Here is a 20,214-nt window from a genome sequence, read left to right as displayed (position 1 = left end):
CCCGCTCCTGCGCCCGGGGGGTCTTCAGGCTGGCCGGTCCGTTCTGCGGCGTACTTCCGAGGACCGGCCCATCGGAGTGCTCGAAGCCTATCCGGCGGCCGTCGCGCCGGGCAACGAGATTTCCAGCATGGCCAGCAGTTCGGCGAGCGCGGGGCCGAGCGGCAGGTCGGCGCGCACCGCCGCGTGCTCGTCGCCGCGGGTCTGGCCGCGGTTGACGATCACGACGGGTTTGCCGGATTTCGCGGCCCTCCGGACGAATCGCAAGCCGGACATGACCGTGAGCGAAGAACCCAGCACCAGCACCGCGGCCGCCTCGTCGACCATCCGGTAGCACCGCTCCACGCGGGCGCGCGGGACGTTCTCGCCGAAGAACACCACGTCCGGTTTCAGCACGCCGGAACAGCTCGCGCAGGGCACGGTGCGGAAGGTCTGGACGACGTCCTCGGCCAGTTCGACGTCGCCGTCCGGGTTGATCCGCGTTGCCACGGCGCCGAAATCCGGGTTGGCCGCGCGCAGCCGGTCGTCGAGCTCCTCGCGCGCGGAGGTGCGGCGGCAGTCGAGGCAGACGACGCGGTCGAGGTTGCCGTGCAGTTCGACCACGCCCGGGGTGCCGGCGGCGCGGTGCAGCCCGTCGACGTTCTGCGTGATGACGCCCGACAGCCAGCCGCCCGCCCGCAGCGCGGAAACGGCGTGGTGCCCGACGTTCGGCGCGGCCCGCGCGATGGTGCGCCAGCCGAGGTGGCTGCGCGCCCAGTACCGCTGACGGCCCGCCTCGCTGGCGACGAAATCGCCGTACGTCATGGGCGTGTGCCGGCGAAGGCTGCCGCTTTCGCCGCGGTAGTCAGGAATGCCGGATTCGGTGGAGAGGCCCGCGCCGCTCAGCACGAGCACCCGCCGCCCGGAGACGACCTCGGCCACGTCGGCGACCGTGCCCGTGCGCGGCAGCGGTTCTCCAGGTCCGGCCCAGGTCAGCGTCGGTCGCGTGCGCACGCCGCCAGTCTAATCTCCACCCGGCCGGGGAAAGGGCGATTGGTTTTCCGCGCGCTTGGGTACCAAAGGCACCATGTGGTTCGCGCTGGCTACGCCCGTGGTCGTGATGGTCGCCGCCGTGCTGATGGAATCCGTGGAGCGATATTGCGTGCGGACTCCCAGCGGGACGGTCCGGCGGCCGGTCGAACGGGCGGCGCTGCGGGAAGCGTCGATGCCGGTCGTAGCCGTCGGGGCGGCTCGGCTCAGGCAGCGGACCGCCTGAGCGCCCGCAGGCCGGAGGGGCCGGTGTTCTTGGGAGGAACACCGACCCTCCAGCCGGTGGGCGAGGCCCTCGCTCTCCCCGTCGGGGTGGGAGAGCGAGGGCCGCTTTACGTTTCGCGGGGCACCTGACCGCGCCGGTCAACGGTGCTCGATGCGCCCCAGTTTCGCCTGGCCGAGGATCGGGTAGCCGGGCAACCCGATCAGGACGACGCCTTTCTTCGGCCGGCCGGCTACCCACAGGACTCCGGTCGTGCGGGCTGCGGCGACTAAGGGGGCTCCGGCGATCGACACCATGCGAGATCCTTCCGGTGAGGCGGCCCGGCAGGCGAGTTTCCGTCGGTCGCCGCCGTTTCTCATCGAGCCGGAGACGATCCGCAGCGGGGTCCATGGGGTCGCCCGAAGCGCACGCGGTGCGTGGATCAGCCAGTGGTGCAGGGATGCCGCTGACGTCCAGATGAGGGCGGCGGCCAGATAAAGCGCGAGAAACGTGGCGAGCCCGAGGAGTTCGTCGGACTGCCGGTAGGTGTGCAGCAGCAGCGGCGCGTAGGTGGCGCCCAGCCAGGCCGCCAGCGCGAGCCTCGTGACGGCGGCCGCGATTCTCCGGGGCTGGTAGAGCCGGACGATGAGGCGCAGCTGCGCGTTGTCGGTCGGACGCGGCACCCGAGGGGACACCGGATGCGCCGAGCCGGGCAGTTCGTTGGCGCGCAGAACGGCCGTTGTCACTGAGCCTGGCACCACGATCCCCGCGCGGCCCGAAGGTTCGGGGCCAACCACCCAGACGTAACCCCGGCTGTTGATCAAGCCGTTGGCCGCTGGCGGGCCGACCCGGAACCACTGGTCGTCCGCCAGCCTCAGGTACAGCGCGCGCTTCGTGGCTCGGAGCATGTCGTCGTCCACGAGCACCTTGCGGAAGGGCAGGTCGAGCAACCGCTCTCGCGCTTTTCGCGGGGTACGGAAGGTGCTCCGGGCGAGCAACCAGAGCCTGGCAGCCGCGAAGGCGGTGACGACCGCGGGAAGAGCCAGGTAGGTCTTCGACCGGGCGAACACGATCAGCGCCACGCCCGCCGCCAAGCAGGCGAACAGGATCACGGCGCGTTTGCGGCGCGTATTCCGGTCCCCGCGCAGGCCCGGCGCGAACCATCGGTTCTGGCTCGGCGGCTGACCCTGCTCCGGTTCGACGGCGACGACACGGTCCGCCCCCAGCGGCGTGTCGGCATCGGGGACTGCGCTCATCGGCGAATCCGTCCTGACCAGGCGGCTCCGGATCGGACCCGAGTGAGCAAGAAACTAGTACGCGAGCCCGGGCACGTCATCAGCCGCTTCGACCTCGTGCTTGCGCCGTGCGGCACTGCTGCGGCTTGTTCCGCTGTGCTCGCTCTGCTTAAGAGCCGCACAGCCCTCGCCGGATGCCCGCGGATCTCACGTTTTGCCCGCGCCGGTCGTCTGCTGGGCAGCAGAGAGAGGAGTCGCAGATGAGCATTCGGCACATCGTCGTCGAGACCAGGCTGGGGCCGGTCGCGCTGATCGCCCGGGACGAGGCCGTCACCGGCTTGTACTTCGAGCGGCATGTCCGCAGGCCGGCTCGCGCGGCGTTCGGCCGGGAGACGGCGGTTTCCGCGGATCCGCTGCTCGGCGAGGCGGCCCGGCAGCTGCACGAGTACCTGGCGGGGGAACGCCGCGAGTTCGCTCTCCCGTTCGCCGCGGAAGGCGACGACTTCCAGCACTCCGTGTGGAACGTCGTGAAGACGATTCAGTGCGGCGAAACGTCGACCTACGGCCGGATCGCCGTGCAGTTGGGCGACCGGAGTCTCGCGTGGCAGGTCGGGCAGGCTCTCGGCGCGAACCCGTTGTGCGTTTTCGTGCCGTGCCATCGCGTCGTCGGTTCGACCGGCGCGCTCACCGGATACGCCGGCGGGCTGTCGCGCAAGCGGGCGTTGCTGGAGCACGAGCAGGCCCTGCTCACTGTGGGACGCTCGTCGTGACCGGCGATCTCACCCCAGCGACCGTGACCACGTCTTCGGCGGGATGGACATGCAGCAGCCTTTTGAACGCATAGTCGCGCGGCACGGCGCGACCGTGCTGCGCGTCTGCCGGGTCGTGCTCGGCCCGCACGACGCGGAAGACGCGTGGTCGGAGACGTTCCTGTCCGCGATGCGCGCCTATCCCGACTTGCCGGAGACGGCGAACGTCGAGGCGTGGCTGGTGACGATCGCGCACCGCAAAGCGATCGACGTGGCGCGCGCGACGAAGCGGAATCCGCTGCCGGTGGAGGAAATCCCCGAGGAACCGGCGCCACCGGGACTGTCCAATGCGGAGGACGGCGACCTGTGGGCCGCGGTGCGCGATCTGCCCGCGAAGCAGCGGCAGGCCGTCGCCTATCGCTACGTCGCCGGGCTGCGGTACGCCGAGATCGCGGAGATCCTCGGCGGTTCTGTCGACGCGGCGCGCAGAGCCGTCGCCGACGGGCTCAAGAACCTCAGAAAGAACCATCCGGGCGCGATCACGAAGGGAGCATCGTCATGAACGGCAACCGGAACGACGACGACCTGGTCGCGCTGGCGTCGACGCCCGTCGCGGCCGGTCTCCTGGACCGGCTCCACCGGCAACTGGAGCAGCAGGCCGAAGCGGCCGGTCTGGTCGACATCGCCTACACCACCGTCGACTCGCCGGTCGGCAAGCTGCTGCTCGCCGCGACCCCGGAGGGACTGGTCCGGGTCGCCTACGCCAGCGAGGACCACGACCAGGTGCTGGAAGCCCTCGGCCAGAAGCTGAGCCCGCGGATCCTGCGCGCGCCGAAGCGGCTGGACGAGGCCGCGCGCGAGATCGACGAGTACTTCGCCCGGAGCCGCCGGACGTTCGACCTGCCGCTGGATCTGTCGCTGTCGCGCGGATTCCGGCGGCTCGTGCAGACGCATCTGCCGGAGATCGGCTACGGCGAGACCCGCAGCTACCGGGACATGGCCGAACTCGTCGGCAGCCCGAAGGCCGTTCGCGCGGTCGGCACGGCGTGCGCGACGAACCCGCTGCCGATCGTCGTCCCGTGCCATCGCGTGCTGCGTTCCGACGGCACGTACGGCGGATACATCGGCGGGACCGCGGCCAAGACCGCTCTGCTGAATCTGGAGGCCGCATGAGCACCCGGGACCGCTGGCGCGAGCGGGTCGAGTCGGGGGACTGGGCCGCGATCACCGCTGAAGTCAACGAGTACGGCGGTGCGCTGCTTCCGCAGTTGCTGTCCCCGGAGGAAACCGAGGAGATCAGGGGCCTGTACGGGCGGGACGAGCTGTTCCGCAGCACTGTCGACATGGGACGGCATCGCTTCGGCCGCGGCGAGTACCGGTACTTCCACGCGCCGTATCCGGAGCCGGTCGAGCGGCTCAAACAGGCGCTGTACCCGCGTCTTCTGCCGATCGCCCGCGACTGGTGGGCGAAACTCGGCCGTCCCGCGCCCTGGCCGGACACGCTCGACGAGTGGCTCCGGATGTGCCACGACGCGGGCCAGCCGAAGTCGACCGCGATCCTGTTGCGCTACGCCGAGAAGGACTGGAACGCGCTGCACCGCGACCTGTACGGCGATCTGGTGTTCCCGCTGCAGGTCGTGATCAACCTCAACGAGCCGGGTGTGGACCACACCGGCGGCGAATTCCTGTTGCTGGAACAGCGTCCCCGCGCCCAGTCCCGGGGAACGGCCACCCTGCTGCCGCACGGGCACGGCTACCTGTTCACCACCCGCGACCGGCCGGTCGAATCCGCCAGGGGCTGGTCGGCCGCGCCGGTCCGGCACGGCGTGTCCGCCATCCGGTCGGGCGAACGGCACACCCTGGCCCTCGTCTTTCACGACGCGGCATGAACGAGGCGAAGAAGACCTACACCCTGCTCGGACCGGACGGCACGCCGTTCCGGTCCGCGGCCGAGGGGCGGTGGGGCGGCCACCGGGTTTCGAAGATCTACGGGCGGCTCGACTGCGCGTCCGCGCTGCGCGCGATCGCTGGCGGCGGCTATGTCCGGCACCGGGTCTTCTTCGCCGACGAGGCCACCGCCGTCGCGGCCGGCTACCGCCCCTGCGGATGCTGCTGCCAGGACCGGTACCGGAAATGGAAGACCTCCCTGGAGAACGGCGAACCATGGACACCCTGACCAGCCCGCTGCTGACCAGCCCCGCCAGGCACGACTCGGACCTGATCGCCGCCGAAGCCGAAATCGAGGCGATCGTCCGGCTCGCCCGCGGCCGCGGCGCCAGGGACATCGCGATCGGCTCCGGCCGCACTGTTCGTGCAGTCGCCGCCGCACGTTCGATCGAATCCGCCTGGGACCGGGCAGGCGGCCGGACTCTCGCCACGATCACCTGGCCCGAGACCGGCGCGTCCTGGCTGCGCCCCGCGTCCCGATTCGCCGCGGCGGACCCCGATCTGTGGATCATGACCGGACCGGCGACCGGCTGGGCGCAAATGACCCGGCGGCTCCTGTGGTCCACCCGCTGGAGCCCGGACCGCACCCTGGCGACCGCCGGAATCGGCGATCCGCGCACCCTCGCCCTCGTCGGCCTCGCCAACCTGGACGGCCTCGCCGGAGTCACGGCGGCGGGTGCTTCGTGGAGCGTGGCGGATGAATCGTTCGCGGCGGACACCCGATGAACGCGCTCTTCCCACCGATGTCCGGCGAACGCGACCGGAAGACCGTGGCCCCGGGGGCCGTCCACGTCCCGAATTGGCTGACCCTGGAACAACAATCCTGGCTCGCCGACCGGTTCCGCGAGTGGACGCGCGGTCCGGTCCCTCTCCGCGCCGCGAAGGTCCGCGGACACGAAATGTCGGTGCGCACAGTGTGCCTGGGCTGGCACTGGCAGCCGTACAAGTACACGCGCGACGCCACCGATGTGAACGGCGCCCGCGTCCTTCCGTTCCCGGACTGGATGACCCGCCTGGGCCGGGGCGCGCTGCGTGCGACCGGCCACGCGGCCGCGGATTCCTACGTCCCCGACACCGCGCTGGCGAACTACTACGACGAGGCCGCCCGGCTGGGAATGCACCAGGACAAGGACGAGATCTCCCGCGCTCCGGTCGTCTCGCTGTCGATCGGGGACAGCTGCACTTTCCGGTTCGGCAACACCGAAAACCGTGGCAAGCCCTACACCGACGTCTGCTTGGGCTCCGGCGACCTGTTCGTATTCGGCGGCCCCGCCCGGCTCGCCTATCACGGCGTCACCCGGGTGCACCCGGGCACAGCTCCCGAAGGCTGCGGCGTTGACAGCGGCCGCATCAACATCACCATGCGCACCACCGGTCTCGAAGGATGAACGCATGACCCCGGGCCCGAACGTCGTCGTCGGGGACGACGGACTCGCCCGCCCCGCGTGGGCCGCGGCCGACCCGCTGCTGCGCGACTACTACGACACCGAATGGGGCATGCCCGTCACCGACGAGCACGGCGTCTACGAGCGCATCAGCCTCGAAGGCTTCCAGGCGGGCCTGTCCTGGGCGACGATTCTCCGCAAACGCCCCGCTTTCCGCGCCGCGTTCTCCGACTTCGTCCCGGACAAGGTCGCCGCGTTCGGCGACGCCGACGTCGAACGGCTGATGGCCGACGCCGGGATCGTCCGCAACCGGAAGAAAATCGAGGCGGCCATCGGCAACGCCCGCGCCACTGTCGCGCTGCGAGAGGAAATGGGCCTCGCCAAACTGGTGTGGTCGTTCCGTCCGGAGGACACGCCCCGTCCCGTCCGGTTCGATGAGATCCCCACGAAGTCCGCCGAATCCATTGCCCTGTCGAAAGAATTGCGGCGGCGCGGGTTCGCTTTCGTTGGGCCGACCACGATGTACGCGCTCATGGAGGCTATCGGCATCGTCGACACACATCTGCTCGGCTCGCATCGGCGGGGCAGCTCCGGCATCTGGGCTGTCTGACCGCCCTGTGCCGGCATTTCCGGGCACCGCTACGTGCGGCTCCTTGTCGGACGCCTGGCAAGGTGCGCGCCGAGAGAGCCTTGCCTGCAACGGGGTTGCTGTCCCGGCTGACTGTCCGGTATCGCGGACACGGTCCGGCAGTCGCCCAGCATCGATGCCGCCCCGCACTCTCGCAACCGATGCCGGTGCTGCGGCCGCTGGTTGAGAGCCGAGCTCGCGTTCGCGCGCTGAGGGACCAACCACGGCGGGGCGGTGGCGGCACTGATTCCCGGATCCGATCTCACGATTCGTTGCCGCGACACGTCTTCCTGGTGTCGGGAGCCAGAAGCCCGGCACTGCTGATCTCTGCGGATCAGCACGTCCGCGGCCGTCAACGCGCCCGGCGGCCGCGGACGCCGCGACTTCGAAACAGCGTCAAGGAAGGAACGCGATGCGCTTCACGAGCTGAGGTGCGGATACCTCTGTGAGGGAAGGGATTTCCGTGCGCTGGGCTGTGTCTGAGCGAGCGTTCGGCGGCATGGCGTGCTTGTGCGGTTGAGGTCTTCGGCGAGGGCGGCGGCAGGACGCCGTGCTGGTCACAGGTTCCGGGCGGGCGCGTTCGCTGCCGCGGCGACGAGTTGCCGCATCGTCGGCCGGGTACCTTGGGCCTATGGGGAACCTAACGGGACTCGGCGATGTCGACGCGGTGTTCTTCGACGTTCAGGGCACGTTGACTGATTTCGCCGCTCCGGTGTCGGAGGCGCTCGCTCAGGAGCTGCCGCGATTGACGGCGAGCCAGCGGGCGGAGGTGCTGGTGCGGTGGCGGCAATTCTGGACTGCGAACACATCCGGCACTCCGGATCGCCGATGGCGGTCGTCGCGAGCGGTGTATTCGGACGGCCTTGCCGGAATCGCTCGCGACCTGGGATTCAAGGTCGACCCCAGTGCGCACGAGCGGCTTGTGCATGCCTGGACGCAGCAGCGGCCTTGGCCGGACACGGCAGCAGGCCTGGACAAGCTTCGGGATCAGGGCGTTGTCGTTTCGGCATTCTCCAACGTCGACACCGCCGTGATCGTCGATCTCGCCCGCCGGCACGGCTGGCACTGGGATCTCGTCCTGACCGCGGAACTGGTAGGGCGGTTCAAAGCACACCCAGACATGTACCGGACCGCGATCGCCTCGGTGGCGACCGAACCGGCCCGCTGTGCTCTGGTCGCATCGCATTCGTACGACCTCGCCGCAGCCGCGGAGGCAGGAATGCGCACCGTGTACATCCACCGTCCAGGCGAGTTCGGCGGCGCCCTCATCCCGGAACGCCCGGCTCCTGGAATGTTCGATCTCGTCATTGACGCGGTGAGCGCGCTGGTGTTATAGCATCGGAGCTTCACGTCGTCGGATTTGCGATGACGAAGTCTGCCTGGACGCTAGAACGGCGACAGGACCTGATGCTGAGGACGATCTGGCCCAGATCAACAAGGATCTGAAAATGAGGGTTTGCACAACGGAGCCGCGATCCAGGCCCCGACGACGAATACGAAGCATGGACGGATTCCTGGCCGTGCGTCAGGTTCGCTGCGGGTGTTCGAGCGCCAGCAGCATCGCCGCGGACCAGCTGAAGCCTCGTGAGTTCATCGGCGCTCCGGTGGCGGGGTTGTAGTTCTCCATCAGCGGCCCGTTGCCCAGCATGCCGGCCGCGTTCGAGCGCAGCTGGCCGGCCAGTGCCGCCGAGTCGGCGCCGTATCCGTAGCGCTGCAAGCCCGCCAAGGCGAAGTATGCGTGGTCCAGCCACACCGCGCCGCGCCAGTAGCCGGTCGGTTGGTAGTACGGCGAACTCGCCGAGGTGGTCGGGAACGGCACGCGGGTGTCGAATTCGTTGGGGGACAGGAGGTTCTTCCGCGCGGCTGCCGCCTGGCCGGGGGTGGCGACGCCGGCCCACAGGGGGATGACGCCTTCGATTCCCTTGCCGCGTGCGGTCAGCCGCCGGCCGGTGCCCAGTTCCGTGTCGTAGAACCAGCCGGTGGCCGGGTCGAACATGGTGCGCTGGACAGCCGCCGCGACGCTGGCCGCCGAGGCGCGGTAGGCCTGGGCTGCCCGGCGGTCGCCGAGCCGGTCGGCGATCTGCGCCAAAGTCTTCTTGTCCATCACCAGGTAGGAGTTGAGATCCACTGACTCCTGGGCGAGGGACGAGCCGACGACCTGTCCGGTCGGCGAGGTGTTGTCCACGACGGTGGCGCCGAGTTTCGCGTCGAAGCGGGGCGCGTTGTCCATTCCGCTTTCCCACGCCGCCGCCAGGCGTTTGTTCTCGGCTGTCGCGTTGGCGGGGTCGACGGTGGCGCCGTACTCGGCGAGGCCGTTGTGGTCGTGGTCGCGGTTGCGGTACCACCAGGCGTGGTAGGCGGCCAGCTTCGGGTACATCTCGCGCAGGAACCCGAGATCTCCGTTGCGCTGGTAGACCGACCAGACGGCCCAGGAGGCGAGCGGCGGTTTGGAGTTGCGCTCGTTCCAGTTGCCGCCGCCGTGGGCGGGGTCGTTGTAGAAGACGGCGTCCGGGATCATTCCGGCGTCCTGCGGCCGTGTCGCCGACGCCGCGGTCACCTGGTAGTCGAACATGGAACGGATCTGGGATTCGGCCAGCGCCGGATCGAACACGGCGGTGCCGACCGCCTGTTTCCAGGTGTCCCATGCCCACAGGCCGTTGAACCACTTGTTGGAGATCGCGGGCGTGATGCCGTCGTGTTTCAACGCGCCCGCCGCGCTGCGCCAGTTGGTGATCAGCGTTTCGGCCGACTTCACCGCGAGCCGCCGCCGGTCCGGTGGCACCCCGTGTGTGGCAGCGGCGACGTAGCCGTGCCAGCGAGCGTCGTCCTCGGCGACGGTGCGCCACGGCTGAGCCAACGCGCGCCTCGCCGCCGGTGCGTCGGCCGCGGCCTCGGCGGGAGTGAAGGTGTAGGACTCGGTCCAGTTCAGCGTTCGCCGGCCGTGCGGGCCGAGCACCAGGGGAGCGTCGTTCGTGGTGGTGTACGTGTCGCCGGTGACCGTGGTGGTCACCGGGTCGGCGTGAGCGACCTGGAACCGTTCGGTGCCGTCGGTCAGGTAGTCGTTCGTTTCGCGCACCTTGGCGAAGCCGACCGCGACGCCGTCCTTGGTCGCGGAAAGCCGGGGAGCGTCGTGCTCAGGTCCGGCGTCCGGCCGCAGCAGCGTGCCGCTCCAGCCTGCGCTGATCGACCGCGACCGCTGTCCGGCGTTCTCCACAGTGGCCTGGACCAGTGCGGTGCGGTTGCTGGCGTAGCGCAGTTCCATGACGACGCGCAGACCGTCGACCTCGAAACTCTGCCGCAGCGCGCCGGGCAGCGAGCTGAATGCCGGGTCGCGAGCGTCCGCGAGGTTGATCGGGTGCCCGGCTTCGCTCAGGTTGAGCCGGCTGAAACCGGCGCTCAGCCACCACGGGTACTCCTGCGCGAGGTACAACGGCCCGGTGAACGCACCGTAGGACGCGGTGTCGCCGGCCTTGGGCAGCGCGTAGGCGTGCCACGCGCCGCGGTCGGCGAACACGTTGATATCGCTGACATCGCCGCCGGCCGAGCCGGGGAGCGCCGACGTGGGCACGCCTTGCAGATCGAGCACGTCCGCATACGGCGAGGCGGCCTCGTTCCCGGAGGACTCGGACGCGACCGCGGGCGGCGAGGGAAGGACAGCGGCACCGACGGTGATCGCGGCGAGAGCTGTACGCCAACGGAACATGAACACCTTCCTCAGCGAGGGAACCGACCCGTCCGAAGCACCGCGGCGCCTCGGACGGCAGCGGGCTCACCAGCGACGGCTTCGACGTCAACGGGGCACGATATCGCTTGGCTGCCAGCACGCCCCGACCGGACGTGATCTTGGCCAGGGGGAGCAGAGGCCGAGGCGGGTCCTCTTTCGATGCGTATCGAGGTCAGAGACCTTCCTTGCGCTACGCCGACTCCGCGCCTCTCCCGTGACCTGCGAGACCGGTCATGGGAGAGGCGACGGGGTGGTCCGGCCACGGTGTGGCGTAGGCCGGATCGCGGCCGGCACTGACGCGGGCGAACCTCAGCAGTTCCCGGATGATCCCGGCGTTCCCCATCGCCCACCCCGTGCGAGGTTCCAGGACACTGGGCGTCGCTCGGGGTTCGTGGTTGGACCAGCGAACGCCCGCGGCATCGGACGTCGCGCGCGCGGCGAGGTCGTCGACCAGCACGGTGCTGAAGCCGGAGTGCTCCCGCTGTTCGACGTGCCGATCGCACGCCAGCGCGAGCACTCCGGCGGTGCCGCAGCACGAACCGTTGTTGTCCCAGAACCCCGGGCGGATCCGGCGCGGCAGGCCGGACTGGGTGACGGTGTGCCAGCACCGATCGGCGAGAGCGGCCCATGCCGGGTCGCCGGTGACCGCGCCGAGCAGCCGAAAGGCCTGTGCGTCGCCGGCGGGGCCGTTGCACCAGCCGTAGCTGTAGCGCTCGATCAGGTCCGGCCGGTGCTGCGGGTCGGAGTGCGGAACCAGGAAACCGTTCGGCCCGGCTTCGTCGCGTGCCACGACGTCAGCGGCGCCGGCCAGCGCCAGGTCGATCAGATCGCGGCGGCCGGCGGCGCTCCCGATCGTGGCCAATGCGACAACGATGCCGAGCGTTCCGTGGGCCATGTGGTGCGATCGCGGCGGGCTGGGCCGCACCGCCCAGTTCACGCCGCCGGGAGTCGGATCGGCGGAGCGGAGATAGGGTTCGACGGCGAGGACGGCCAGGTCGCGATCGCCGCAGGACAAGGCGCCCAGGCCGATGCCGGCGTTGCCCGCCAGCAGCTCGAACATGTCGCCCCACCGCTGCCCGTCGAAGCGGGAACGCACATGGCGCAGCGCGGTCCGTGCGGCCGTCGTCGCGGAGGTGTCGTTCAGCAGGCCTTCTCGTGATCGACAGCGGCCGCGATGGTGCGCGCGCCTCGCTGGGCGGCGTCGCCGTAGCTGTCGTCACCGAAGTGGTGCTGGGCTTCCAGCAATGCGAGCACGATTCCCGACGCTCCGTTGTAGAGGAACGGGTCCACGTCGTCGTCGGTCGCGGTGGTCCCCCAGACCAGGCCCGCGTCGGTGGTCCGCGCGGCGCTCAGCAACCAGTCCAGCGCACCTGCGGCAAGGCCTTCGGCGACCGCGCCGCGCGAGGTGTCGAGTGGCTCGCTGTGCCCCGGTCGCATCGTTGCACTTTAGCCTCGACTCGGCCCGGTCCCGTTGATCTTCCCGGACAATACGGACAAGTACGCTGCGCGCGTGAACATCGAATTGCTGTGGCTGATCGTCGCGCTGCTGGTCCTCGGAATCGTGCTGAGCACGGGCTGGGGTTCGAGCACCAGATCGCTCGAGCGCCGGATGACCCGGCTGGAGCGCAAACTCGATCTGGTGCTCGGCCACCTCGGTGTCCAGGAACCGGACGGCGCGCTCGCCGCGGAACTGGAGCCGTTGCTGCGTGAGGGCAAGACGATCGCCGCGATCAAACGCTATCGCGAAGTCACCGGCACCAGCCTGAAGGAAGCCAAAGACGCCGTGGACCGGATGAGCGGCAGCGTCCGGTGACTTGCGCTCGCTACCGGGCGGCGTCCTTGGTGAGCTGCCGGTACCAGTCGTCGTACGGGTGGTTGGTCGCCGGGTAGTTGATCAGCGGATCGGTGGCGAGGCCCGCGTTGTCGAAGTCCCAGCCGCGGACGACGTGCCCGCTCTTGCGTGCGGCGACCAGGAACGCGGATTCCTTCGCCGGCGCCCCGTAGAACAGCCCGTCCTGGAGTTCGGCCGGGTCGCCCTGCTGGTATTCGTCGAACGCGACCTGCTGGTACTGCATCCGGCCGCCGCTGACGAGATCCGTGGAGTAGCGCAGGGTTTGCGCCGGCGTGGAACCGTCGGCGCCGGTGGCGACAGAGATCCGTCCCGCGTTCGCCTTGTCGTAACGAGGATCGGACGTTTTCGCGTTGCCGGTCCAGGTCACTGTGTCGCCGGAAAGGATGCCGCGCCACTGCCAGTTCTGGTTGCTCGACTGGCTGCGGTGGATTTCGCGGAGCCCGCCGCCGGTGAACGCGACCGTCGGCAGCACCCCGTTGTCGTACTGATGGCTCGCCGACCAGCTGATTTCGCCGTCCGCGCCGAGCTGTCCGGTGTGGTACCAGAGCGTGGTGGCGCTCTGCGACTGGTGCACTTCGACGATCCGGCCGGAGTCGTCGAGCGCGACCGCGGGCGTCTGGCCGCTGTCGTAACGGCCGTGGCGCTGCCAGGTGACGCGTCCGTCGGTGCCAAGCTGCCCGGTCCAATACCAGAGCGCGCCGCCGCCGGAATCGTGCACCTCGACGACCTGGCCGCGGCTGTTGACCGCGACCGCCGGGTGATACCCGACATCCCGGCGATACGCGGCGCGCGTGCCGCCGTCGCCCGACAGCAGCGGGAGCACCTTGCCGCGCAAGGAATCCGTGGTCGCGCCGGCGCGGTAGGCGGCGGGGGACAGCAGCCGCGGCCCGAACGCGGCACTCAGCTCGGCGTTGACCGCGCCGAGGTTTCCGGCGGCGAACGACTCGTTGTCGGTGAGGTCGTCCTTCAGGTCGAGCATGACGACGATCGGCGCCGCGTCCGGGTGCGCCGCGGACCAGGTGTTCACCACGGCGAGCCAGTCGCGGAGGCTGTCGGACGCCGGGTTGCCCGCGTGGTCGACGAGGTCGCCGGGCGAGCTGTGGCCGATGCCGTAGTCGCGGCGGGTGGCGTAGCCGTTGTCGTGGACGTCGAATTCGATGAACCGGACGCCCTGGTCGAGCTGGTAGGAGATGGCTCCCTTCGCGCCGTCGACGTTGCCGGAGTAGCTGTTGTGCGTCGCGGCGAAGATCGTGTCGGAGAAGGGCTGCGCGGCGTTCGCGGGAGCGGTGCCGAGCGCGGTGACAGCCGCAGCGGTGACCGCGATGGTGCGTAAACGGTGCATTCGGACCCCCAGGCCAGATGGACAACCGGCGAAATACAGGCGATCTTGGCAGAGATTCATGGCATCTTCTCCTGATGCGGGAAAACGACGAGGAAACGTTCGCCGACCACGTGGCGGAGCTGCTGTCCGGTTTGCCCGGAGTCGAGGCGGTGGCGCTGGGCGGCTCGCGGGCGCGCGGAACCCACCGCCCGGACAGCGACTGGGACTACGCGGTGTACTACCGCGGCACCTTCGACCCGGACGACCTGCGCGCGCTCGGCCTGCCCGGCGAGGTGTCCGGCCTCGGCGAATGGGGCGGCGGGGTGTTCAACGGCGGCGCGTGGCTGACTGTCCAGGGGCGGCCGGTGGACGTGCACTACCGCGACCTGGACGTGGTCGAGCACGAGCTCGCGGAGGCGGAGAAGGGCCGGGTCCGCTGGGAGCCGCTGGCGTTCCACCTGGCCGGGATCCCGAGCTACCTGGTGGTGGCGGAGCTGGCGCTGAACCGGGTGCTGCGCGGGGAGCTGCCGCGGCCGGTGTACCCGGAACTGTTGCGGGAGAACGCGCCCAAGTTCTGGCGTGCTTCGGCGGAGCGGACTTTGGAGTACGCCAAGACGGCGTATGTGCGGCACGGGCGGGTCACGGAAACCGCGGCTTCGGTTGGCGTGGCGGCGATGCAGACCGGGCACGGGGTGCTGGCCGCGCGCGGGGAGTGGGTGACGAACGAGAAAACCTTGCTGGAACGGGCGGGGTTGCGCGGGCTCGACGACGTGGTGACCGGGATGGGACACGACCTGGAGGGGGCGTTCGCGACGGCGTGTGCGTTGCTCGAGCGGGCAGGCGGGGCCGCGTAGCCCGGGAAAGCCTTGCGGCACAACCGTTCCCGTGTGCTGATCCTTGCTGAGCGGGACGGCTCCGTTTCATTCCGCCGGTTACGGGTATATGACTTCAGCACGGCTGTGGCCGCCACGCCGTGGCGAGTCCGCGCGTGCTGAACGGAGGAACGCTTTATGCAGGAGTCCGAGCCGATCGCGAAGGATCCGGACAAGGGATACGTAGCGCTGCTCGGCTGGTCGCTCAACGCGGTCGAGGCGCTCGACCGGTTCGACCGGCGCTACGTCGTGGTCGCCCCGGACTGGGCGGAGAAGTACTGCGTCGAGCACGACATCCCGTACCTGCTGTGGAACTTCGAGCGGCTCAACGACCGTTCGATGGAGATCGCCGAGATCCTGCACGAGGAAGGCGTCGACGTCGCCATCCCGCTGTTCGAGGAGACCGTCGAATGGGCGGGGGCGATCAACTCGGTGCTGATGGACAACCCGCGCCTGTTCGGCCAGGCCATGCTGCTGCGGGACAAGGCGCTGATGAAGCGGCGCGCGCAGCTCGGCGGCATCCGGGTCGGGATCTTCGAGGAGGCGCACGCCCGCGACGACGTGGTCCGGTTCCTCAAGCGGGTCAACCAGACGCTGCTCAAGCTCGACGGCGACCCGAACGACCCGATCCACCTCAAGGCGTTCGACAAGGCGGGCTGCCTCGGCCACCGCGTCATCCGCACCCCGGACGAGATCGACTCGATCCCGGACGAGGAGTTCCCGGTCCTGATGGAGTCGCATCTGGACGGCTGGGAGTTCGCCGTCGAGGCGTGGATCCACGGCGGCAAGGTCAAGTTCCTGAACATCTCGGAGTACGTCACGCTCGGGTACTCGGTGTTCGTGCCGGCGACCCCGGAGCTGGAGCGGTACCGGCCGCAGATCACCGAGCAGATCGAGAAGCTCGTCAAGACCTTCGACATCGAGTTCGGCTTCGTGCACCCGGAGTACTTCGTCACCAGCGACGGCGAGATGTACTTCGGCGAGGTCGCCTACCGGCCGCCGGGGTTCAAGGTCTTCGAGCTGCTCGAACGGGCCTACGGCTTCAACGCCTACCAGGCGCTGGTCCTGTCCTTCGACCCGAAGACGACCGAGGAGGAGATCGACGCCTTCTTCCCGAGGGAGGTCGTCGACGCGACCGGCGTTGCGGGCTGCTTCGGCGTGTACCCGCGCCGCCGCGTGGTCAGCGAGTTGCGGATCCCGCAACAGACCGAGGACGACGACTACTACGAGTCGCACGACCTGACCGCGCCGCTGGAAGAGACGGTGACGAAGAGGACCGCGTTCGGCACGCACTGGGGTCTGCTGTACTTCTTCGGGGAAGATGCCTACCGGATGCGCGACCTGCTGAAGGAACAGGAAGAACTGGACTTCTACGTCTGACCCACGACGTGTCCGCCACCCCGACCGAAGGACGCACTTGGAGCCGAACGCCGACGTCACCGGCACGAATGCGACGCTGGCCAAACGCGTGGCGTCGCTGGACGACGCTGTAGCGGCGATGGCCGCGACCCGCGACTTCGGCAAGCACACGAAGCTGCGGCGGGTGCTGGAGGCGCTGCGGCGCGTGCTGCTCCAGCCGGACGGCGCGGCGGCGGTCCGGGCGAGGGCGCGGGCGCTGGAGGAGGCCGGGGTCTTCCAGGACACCGACTGGGACACCCCGGAGATCCTCATCCCCGCGCTGGTCGGCCCGGGCCTGCACAGCGGGAACACCGACACCGTGGTGATCGAGGCGACCAGCGAACTGCGGATGCTGGCGGTCGCGTGCGGCGACTACGAGCATCCGACGCTGTCGGCCGAGGACGCCCGCGTGTTCCTGTCGCAGGTGCTCGGGGCGAACCTGGAGCTGCTGTTCACCCCGCCCAGCGAGGCCGAGCGGACGAGGCAGGGCCGGACCGCGCAGCTGATCCGGGACCTGCTGCGGTACCTGGCCGACCAGATCGGCTACGACAGCATCCTGGACAAGGTGGTCGAGGAGATCTGGCGGATCCTGCGCCAGCGCCCGATCCAGGTCGACCAGGTCCGCTCGCTGATCACCCGGATCTCGATCTACCGCGGCGATCCGGACGTCGACCTCGGCGGGTCCTCGGTGCAGGGGCTCGACCGGCTCATCACCAGCCTGTTCGGGACCACCGAGGCCTGCCGGGAGGACCCGGGCGTCGACGTGTTCCGGTCCCGGCTCGAGGCGATGGACGCGGCGAGCCTGCAGTACGAGGCGGCCGGGTTCGCCCGGGCCATGCACGACACCGGCCTGGTGTCGCCGTATCACGCCGAACTGCTGCGGTACCTGGCGCACGAGAGCGACTACCTGCTCGGCGAGGCGCTCGGGTTGTCCGACGTGGGCCGGAACTGCCTGCTGCGCTATCACGACCTGGCCCACCGGCTGATCGAGGAGGCCGTGCACCCGCAGACCGCGCAGTGCGTCTACGGGCTCGCGCTGCTGCTCGACCGCGGCATTCTGTACGAGCCGCCGGTGGTGCCCGCGTTGTGGCGGCAGCTGGCGCTGGAGCTGTCGCCCGCCGCGCGGGAACGGCTGACGCTCGTGTTCGGCGACCAGCCGGGACCCGAGGCGCGGCTGCTCGCGGGCGTGCTCTCGATGCTGGGCCAGCCGCTCGGGGTCGGGCAGGGCGACAACCCGACCTGCCAGTCGGCGCGCGCGTTGTCGATGTGGGCCTACAACGACCCGGACTACCTGCTGCAGGTCGTGGTGTGGGCGGCGCGCGACGACGAGGTCGTCATGCACTTCGAGGGACAGCCGGTCTCGTCGAAGGAAAGCGGCGCCGGCCTGTCCGCCGAGCTGCCCGCCGACCTGGACCCGGTGTCGTCGCTGGTCGTGCCGCATCTCGACCGGATCTACGCGGAGATGGGCCGCCGCTGCGCCGACCGCCCCGGCGACCCGCACCGCTGGGTCAACCCCGAGTTCCACGGCTGGTGGGCGTCGCGGGGATTCCGGATCAACGTCGACGTCGCCACCGGCAAACTGGTCGACCCGGACGATTTCCTGCGGCAGTTCCACGCGAGCTACCACCCGGCCTACAACGGCGACCAGCCGCTGATCCACCCGCAGCCGGCCGGCATCGCGGTCACCGACAGCGCGGCCCGCTACGTCGGCTGGCACGCGATCACGATCCTGCGCACGGCCCCGGACCCCGAGGACGTCATGCGGGTGTACTTCTACAACCCGAACAACGACAGCGGCCAGGACTGGGGCGACGGCGTCGTGGTCTCGACCGCGGGCAACGGCGAGCGGTTCGGCGAGGCTTCGCTGCCGTTCGACCAGTTCGCGTCCCGGTTGTACATCTTCCATGTCGACCCGCGGGAGCACGGGGAGCCGGAGAAGGTGCCCGCCGAGGATGTCGAGCGGATTCTCGGTTACGTCGAGCGGAGCTGGGGAGCGGATCGGCTGCCTGCGGGGACTTTGCAGGCGGCTCGGCCGCGGACCTGAGGGCGGTCAGCCGAGTGCGGTGTCGAGGGTGACTGCGGCGTCGATGAGTGCCAGGTGGGTGAAGGCTTGGGGGAAGTTGCCGAGTTGCTCGCCGGTGGGGGCGATTTCTTCGGCGTAGAGGCCGACGTGGTTGGCGTAGGTCAGCATTTTCTCGAACGCTGTGCGAGCTTCCTCAAGCCGTCCGGCGCGGGTCAGCGCGTCGACGTAATCGAAGCTGCACAACGAAAACGTGCCTTCCCCGCCGGCGAGCCCGTCCGGGGACACGACCGGGTCGTAGCGGTAGACCAGGCTGTCGGTGACCAGATCGGCCTTGATCGCGTCGAGCGTCGAGAGCCACAGCGGGTCCTTGGCCGGGAGGAAACCGGTGCGGGGCATGCGAAGCAGGGCCGCGTCCAGTTCGTCGCCGGTGTCGTGCTGGACGAAGGCGTTGCGCGTGCGGTGCCAGCTTCGGCTGAGGATCTGGCTGTGGATGCTGTCGCGCTGCCAGGTCCAGTCCTCGACCGGGGCGGGGCGGCCGTGCGTGTCCGCGAGCCGGATGGCGCGGTCGAAGGCGACCCAGCTCATCAGGCGGCCGTAGGTGAAGCGTTTCCGGCCGCCGCGGGTTTCCCAGATGCCTTCCTCGGGCTGGTCCCAGTGGTCGCCGAGCCAGTCGAGCGCGGCGCGGAGCGCGGTCCAGCCCTGGTGCGGCAGTTCGAATCCCGCGCGGTCGGCGGCGTAGACGCTGTCGAGGGCTTCGCCGTAGATGTCGAGTTGCAGCTGCCCGGACGCGGCGTTGCCGATCCGGACCGGGCTTGACCCGCGGTGCCCGGACCAGTGCGCGAGGCGTTCCTCCCGCAGGTCCGACGTGCCGTCCACCCGGTACAGGACGGCGAGCGGTCCGCTGGCCCCGCCGTCGCCTTCCCGGATGCGGTCGCCGAGCCAGTTCCCGAACCGGGCCGCCTCCTCGGCGAATCCGAGAGCCAGCAACGCCGAGACCGAGAACGACGCGTCGCGGACCCAGGTGTAGCGGTAGTCCCAGTTGCGTTCGCCGCCGATCTGCTCGGGCAGCCCGAGCGTGGGCGCGGCGACCAGCCCGCCGGTCGGGGCGTAGGTGAGCAGTTTGAGCGTGATCGCCGAACGGGCCACGATTTCCCGCCAGCGGCCGCGATAGGAGGAGCGGGCGAGCCAGCCGCGCCACCAGTCCACTGTGGACTCGAAAAGCGCGGTGAACTCGGCGACGCCGATCTCTCGCGGCGGCGCGTCGGCTCCGGTCTCGAGCACGACCCCGCGGACCTGGCCCGCGTCGAGAGCCACCCGCAGATGCACATCCTCGCCTTCGACGCGCGCGTCGGCGAGCTGCTCGTCGCCCGGCTCGCGAACCGCGTGCAGCACCAATGACATCCCGGGCGCGGTGAACACGGCTCCGTTCTTGACGAGCATCGCCCGGTGCGGACGGCGGCCGTAGTCGAAGCGGGGCGCGACCAGCACGTCGAAGGTCATCCGGCCGCGGACGCAGCGCACGAGCCGGGCGATCCGGTGCCGCTCGACGGGCGCGTCGCCGCACGGCGGCATGAAGTCGACGACCTCGCCGATGCCGTCCGGGCCGGAGAACCGGGTGATCAGCACCGCGGTGTCCGGGTGGTACATCTGCGAGCTCGCGCAGGCGCCCGCCGGGCGGACGCGGAACCGGCCGCCGCGTTCGTCGTCGAGCAGGGCGCCGAAGACCGACGCCGAATCGAACCGCGGCGCGCAGAACCAGTCGATCGACCCGTCGGTGGTCACCAGCGCGGCGGTCTGCAGGTCGCCGATCAGCGCGTGCTCGGCGATCGTGGTCTCGGTCATGGCTTTCTCC

21 protein-coding genes are annotated in these 20,214 nt (G+C 69.9%); 14 read left to right on the top strand and 7 right to left on the bottom strand.

The window, feature by feature from the left end; all coding sequences use genetic code 11:
- Positions 1–87: 87 nt before the first annotated feature.
- Positions 88–990, bottom strand: a complete 903-nt coding sequence (locus tag ABD156_RS22215; RefSeq protein WP_344276736.1) for an NAD-dependent protein deacetylase — start codon at positions 988–990, stop codon at positions 88–90.
- Between the two features lie 73 nt (positions 991–1,063).
- Here ABD156_RS22215 and ABD156_RS22210 point away from each other — a divergent pair, with 73 nt between their 5' ends.
- Complete coding sequence (locus ABD156_RS22210) at positions 1,064–1,252, top strand: hypothetical protein (protein WP_344276733.1); 189 nt, start codon at positions 1,064–1,066, stop codon at positions 1,250–1,252.
- Positions 1,253–1,389: 137 nt separating this feature from the next.
- Here ABD156_RS22210 and ABD156_RS22205 read toward each other — a convergent pair whose 3' ends face one another.
- On the bottom strand, positions 1,390–2,484 hold the full coding sequence (locus tag ABD156_RS22205; protein ID WP_344276730.1) for a hypothetical protein: 1,095 nt from the start codon (positions 2,482–2,484) through the stop codon (positions 1,390–1,392).
- 239 nt (positions 2,485–2,723) lie between these two features.
- Here ABD156_RS22205 and ABD156_RS22200 point away from each other — a divergent pair, with 239 nt between their 5' ends.
- The 9 genes from ABD156_RS22200 to ABD156_RS22160 all read left to right on the top strand — a co-directional run bounded on the left by ABD156_RS22200 (position 2,724) and on the right by ABD156_RS22160 (position 8,508).
- A complete protein-coding gene (locus ABD156_RS22200; RefSeq protein WP_344276727.1) occupies positions 2,724–3,233 on the top strand; it encodes a methylated-DNA--[protein]-cysteine S-methyltransferase in 510 nt (169 codons plus the stop codon).
- A 49-nt stretch (positions 3,234–3,282) separates the two neighbouring features.
- Positions 3,283–3,774: an RNA polymerase sigma factor gene (locus tag ABD156_RS22195; RefSeq protein WP_344276724.1), complete on the top strand. Its 492-nt coding sequence runs from the start codon at positions 3,283–3,285 to the stop codon at positions 3,772–3,774.
- On the top strand, positions 3,771–4,385 hold the full coding sequence (locus tag ABD156_RS22190; protein WP_344276721.1) for a methylated-DNA--[protein]-cysteine S-methyltransferase: 615 nt from the start codon (positions 3,771–3,773) through the stop codon (positions 4,383–4,385). Before ABD156_RS22195 ends, ABD156_RS22190 begins: the two co-directional genes overlap by 4 nt.
- On the top strand, positions 4,382–5,101 hold the full coding sequence (locus ABD156_RS22185; RefSeq protein ID WP_344276719.1) for a 2OG-Fe(II) oxygenase: 720 nt from the start codon (positions 4,382–4,384) through the stop codon (positions 5,099–5,101). The genes ABD156_RS22190 and ABD156_RS22185 overlap by 4 nt, the downstream gene beginning before the upstream one ends.
- The gene (locus ABD156_RS22180; protein ID WP_344276716.1) at positions 5,098–5,388 is read left to right on the top strand and encodes an Ada metal-binding domain-containing protein; all 291 of its coding nucleotides are present in this window, start codon (positions 5,098–5,100) and stop codon (positions 5,386–5,388) included. Before ABD156_RS22185 ends, ABD156_RS22180 begins: the two co-directional genes overlap by 4 nt.
- Positions 5,376–5,885, top strand: a complete 510-nt coding sequence (locus tag ABD156_RS22175; RefSeq protein WP_344276713.1) for a type 1 periplasmic-binding domain-containing protein — start codon at positions 5,376–5,378, stop codon at positions 5,883–5,885. The genes ABD156_RS22180 and ABD156_RS22175 overlap by 13 nt, the downstream gene beginning before the upstream one ends.
- Complete coding sequence (locus tag ABD156_RS22170) at positions 5,882–6,547, top strand: alpha-ketoglutarate-dependent dioxygenase AlkB family protein (protein WP_344276710.1); 666 nt, start codon at positions 5,882–5,884, stop codon at positions 6,545–6,547. The genes ABD156_RS22175 and ABD156_RS22170 overlap by 4 nt, the downstream gene beginning before the upstream one ends.
- Before the next feature lie 4 nt (positions 6,548–6,551).
- Positions 6,552–7,154: a DNA-3-methyladenine glycosylase I gene (locus ABD156_RS22165; protein WP_344276707.1), complete on the top strand. Its 603-nt coding sequence runs from the start codon at positions 6,552–6,554 to the stop codon at positions 7,152–7,154.
- Between the two features lie 649 nt (positions 7,155–7,803).
- Entirely contained in the window at positions 7,804–8,508 is a 705-nt protein-coding gene (locus ABD156_RS22160; protein WP_344276704.1) for a haloacid dehalogenase type II, read from the top strand.
- Between the two features lie 189 nt (positions 8,509–8,697).
- Here ABD156_RS22160 and ABD156_RS22155 read toward each other — a convergent pair whose 3' ends face one another.
- From ABD156_RS22155 to ABD156_RS22145, 3 genes are all read right to left on the bottom strand, one after another.
- Positions 8,698–10,875: an MGH1-like glycoside hydrolase domain-containing protein gene (locus ABD156_RS22155; RefSeq protein ID WP_344276700.1), complete on the bottom strand. Its 2,178-nt coding sequence runs from the start codon at positions 10,873–10,875 to the stop codon at positions 8,698–8,700.
- 211 nt (positions 10,876–11,086) lie between these two features.
- Complete coding sequence (locus ABD156_RS22150; protein WP_377927502.1) at positions 11,087–11,956, bottom strand: lanthionine synthetase LanC family protein; 870 nt, start codon at positions 11,954–11,956, stop codon at positions 11,087–11,089.
- Positions 11,957–12,036: 80 nt separating this feature from the next.
- Positions 12,037–12,333 (bottom strand): hypothetical protein, encoded by a 297-nt coding sequence (locus ABD156_RS22145; RefSeq protein ID WP_344276697.1) that lies wholly within the window; start codon positions 12,331–12,333, stop codon positions 12,037–12,039.
- A 73-nt stretch (positions 12,334–12,406) separates the two neighbouring features.
- Here ABD156_RS22145 and ABD156_RS22140 point away from each other — a divergent pair, with 73 nt between their 5' ends.
- Positions 12,407–12,709: a ribosomal protein L7/L12 gene (locus tag ABD156_RS22140; protein WP_344276694.1), complete on the top strand. Its 303-nt coding sequence runs from the start codon at positions 12,407–12,409 to the stop codon at positions 12,707–12,709.
- A 10-nt stretch (positions 12,710–12,719) separates the two neighbouring features.
- Here the strand turns inward: ABD156_RS22140 and ABD156_RS22135 are convergent, their stop codons facing one another.
- The gene (locus ABD156_RS22135) at positions 12,720–14,090 is read right to left on the bottom strand and encodes a PI-PLC domain-containing protein (RefSeq protein ID WP_344276691.1); all 1,371 of its coding nucleotides are present in this window, start codon (positions 14,088–14,090) and stop codon (positions 12,720–12,722) included.
- Positions 14,091–14,164: 74 nt separating this feature from the next.
- Between ABD156_RS22135 and ABD156_RS22130 the strand changes: the two genes are divergently transcribed.
- The 3 genes from ABD156_RS22130 (at position 14,165) to ABD156_RS22120 (ending at position 18,383) form a co-directional block, all read left to right on the top strand.
- Entirely contained in the window at positions 14,165–14,923 is a 759-nt protein-coding gene (locus tag ABD156_RS22130; RefSeq protein WP_344276688.1) for a nucleotidyltransferase domain-containing protein, read from the top strand.
- A 156-nt stretch (positions 14,924–15,079) separates the two neighbouring features.
- Entirely contained in the window at positions 15,080–16,321 is a 1,242-nt protein-coding gene (locus tag ABD156_RS22125) for an ATP-grasp domain-containing protein (protein ID WP_344276685.1), read from the top strand.
- A gap of 37 nt (positions 16,322–16,358) precedes the next feature.
- Entirely contained in the window at positions 16,359–18,383 is a 2,025-nt protein-coding gene (locus ABD156_RS22120; RefSeq protein WP_344276682.1) for a hypothetical protein, read from the top strand.
- A 6-nt stretch (positions 18,384–18,389) separates the two neighbouring features.
- Here ABD156_RS22120 and ABD156_RS22115 read toward each other — a convergent pair whose 3' ends face one another.
- Entirely contained in the window at positions 18,390–20,204 is a 1,815-nt protein-coding gene (locus ABD156_RS22115; protein WP_344276679.1) for a glycoside hydrolase family 15 protein, read from the bottom strand.
- Positions 20,205–20,214: the final 10 nt, after the last annotated feature.

Source organism: Amycolatopsis albidoflavus (assembly GCF_039525725.1).
GTDB lineage: Bacteria > Actinomycetota > Actinomycetes > Mycobacteriales > Pseudonocardiaceae > Amycolatopsis > Amycolatopsis albidoflava.
Note: the sequence above shows the minus strand (reverse complement) of the source record. Positions and strands in the feature narration are given on the sequence as shown.

Bases quoted from the DNA above. Each gene is read 5' to 3' on its own strand.
- ABD156_RS22210 (WP_344276733.1), top strand. From the start codon at position 1,064: ATGTGGTTCGCGCTGGCTACGCCCGTGGTCGTGATGGTCGCCGCCGTG.
- ABD156_RS22205 (WP_344276730.1), bottom strand. From the start codon at position 2,484: ATGAGCGCAGTCCCCGATGCCGACACGCCGCTGGGGGCGGACCGTGTC.
- ABD156_RS22200 (WP_344276727.1), top strand. From the start codon at position 2,724: ATGAGCATTCGGCACATCGTCGTCGAGACCAGGCTGGGGCCGGTCGCG.
- ABD156_RS22195 (WP_344276724.1), top strand. From the start codon at position 3,283: ATGCAGCAGCCTTTTGAACGCATAGTCGCGCGGCACGGCGCGACCGTG.
- ABD156_RS22190 (WP_344276721.1), top strand. From the start codon at position 3,771: ATGAACGGCAACCGGAACGACGACGACCTGGTCGCGCTGGCGTCGACG.
- ABD156_RS22185 (WP_344276719.1), top strand. From the start codon at position 4,382: ATGAGCACCCGGGACCGCTGGCGCGAGCGGGTCGAGTCGGGGGACTGG.
- ABD156_RS22180 (WP_344276716.1), top strand. From the start codon at position 5,098: ATGAACGAGGCGAAGAAGACCTACACCCTGCTCGGACCGGACGGCACG.
- ABD156_RS22175 (WP_344276713.1), top strand. From the start codon at position 5,376: ATGGACACCCTGACCAGCCCGCTGCTGACCAGCCCCGCCAGGCACGAC.
- ABD156_RS22170 (WP_344276710.1), top strand. From the start codon at position 5,882: ATGAACGCGCTCTTCCCACCGATGTCCGGCGAACGCGACCGGAAGACC.
- ABD156_RS22165 (WP_344276707.1), top strand. From the start codon at position 6,552: ATGACCCCGGGCCCGAACGTCGTCGTCGGGGACGACGGACTCGCCCGC.
- ABD156_RS22160 (WP_344276704.1), top strand. From the start codon at position 7,804: ATGGGGAACCTAACGGGACTCGGCGATGTCGACGCGGTGTTCTTCGAC.
- ABD156_RS22155 (WP_344276700.1), bottom strand. From the start codon at position 10,875: ATGTTCCGTTGGCGTACAGCTCTCGCCGCGATCACCGTCGGTGCCGCT.
- ABD156_RS22150 (WP_377927502.1), bottom strand. From the start codon at position 11,956: ATGTTCGAGCTGCTGGCGGGCAACGCCGGCATCGGCCTGGGCGCCTTG.
- ABD156_RS22145 (WP_344276697.1), bottom strand. From the start codon at position 12,333: ATGCGACCGGGGCACAGCGAGCCACTCGACACCTCGCGCGGCGCGGTC.
- ABD156_RS22135 (WP_344276691.1), bottom strand. From the start codon at position 14,090: ATGCACCGTTTACGCACCATCGCGGTCACCGCTGCGGCTGTCACCGCG.
- ABD156_RS22130 (WP_344276688.1), top strand. From the start codon at position 14,165: ATGCGGGAAAACGACGAGGAAACGTTCGCCGACCACGTGGCGGAGCTG.
- ABD156_RS22125 (WP_344276685.1), top strand. From the start codon at position 15,080: ATGCAGGAGTCCGAGCCGATCGCGAAGGATCCGGACAAGGGATACGTA.
- ABD156_RS22115 (WP_344276679.1), bottom strand. From the start codon at position 20,204: ATGACCGAGACCACGATCGCCGAGCACGCGCTGATCGGCGACCTGCAG.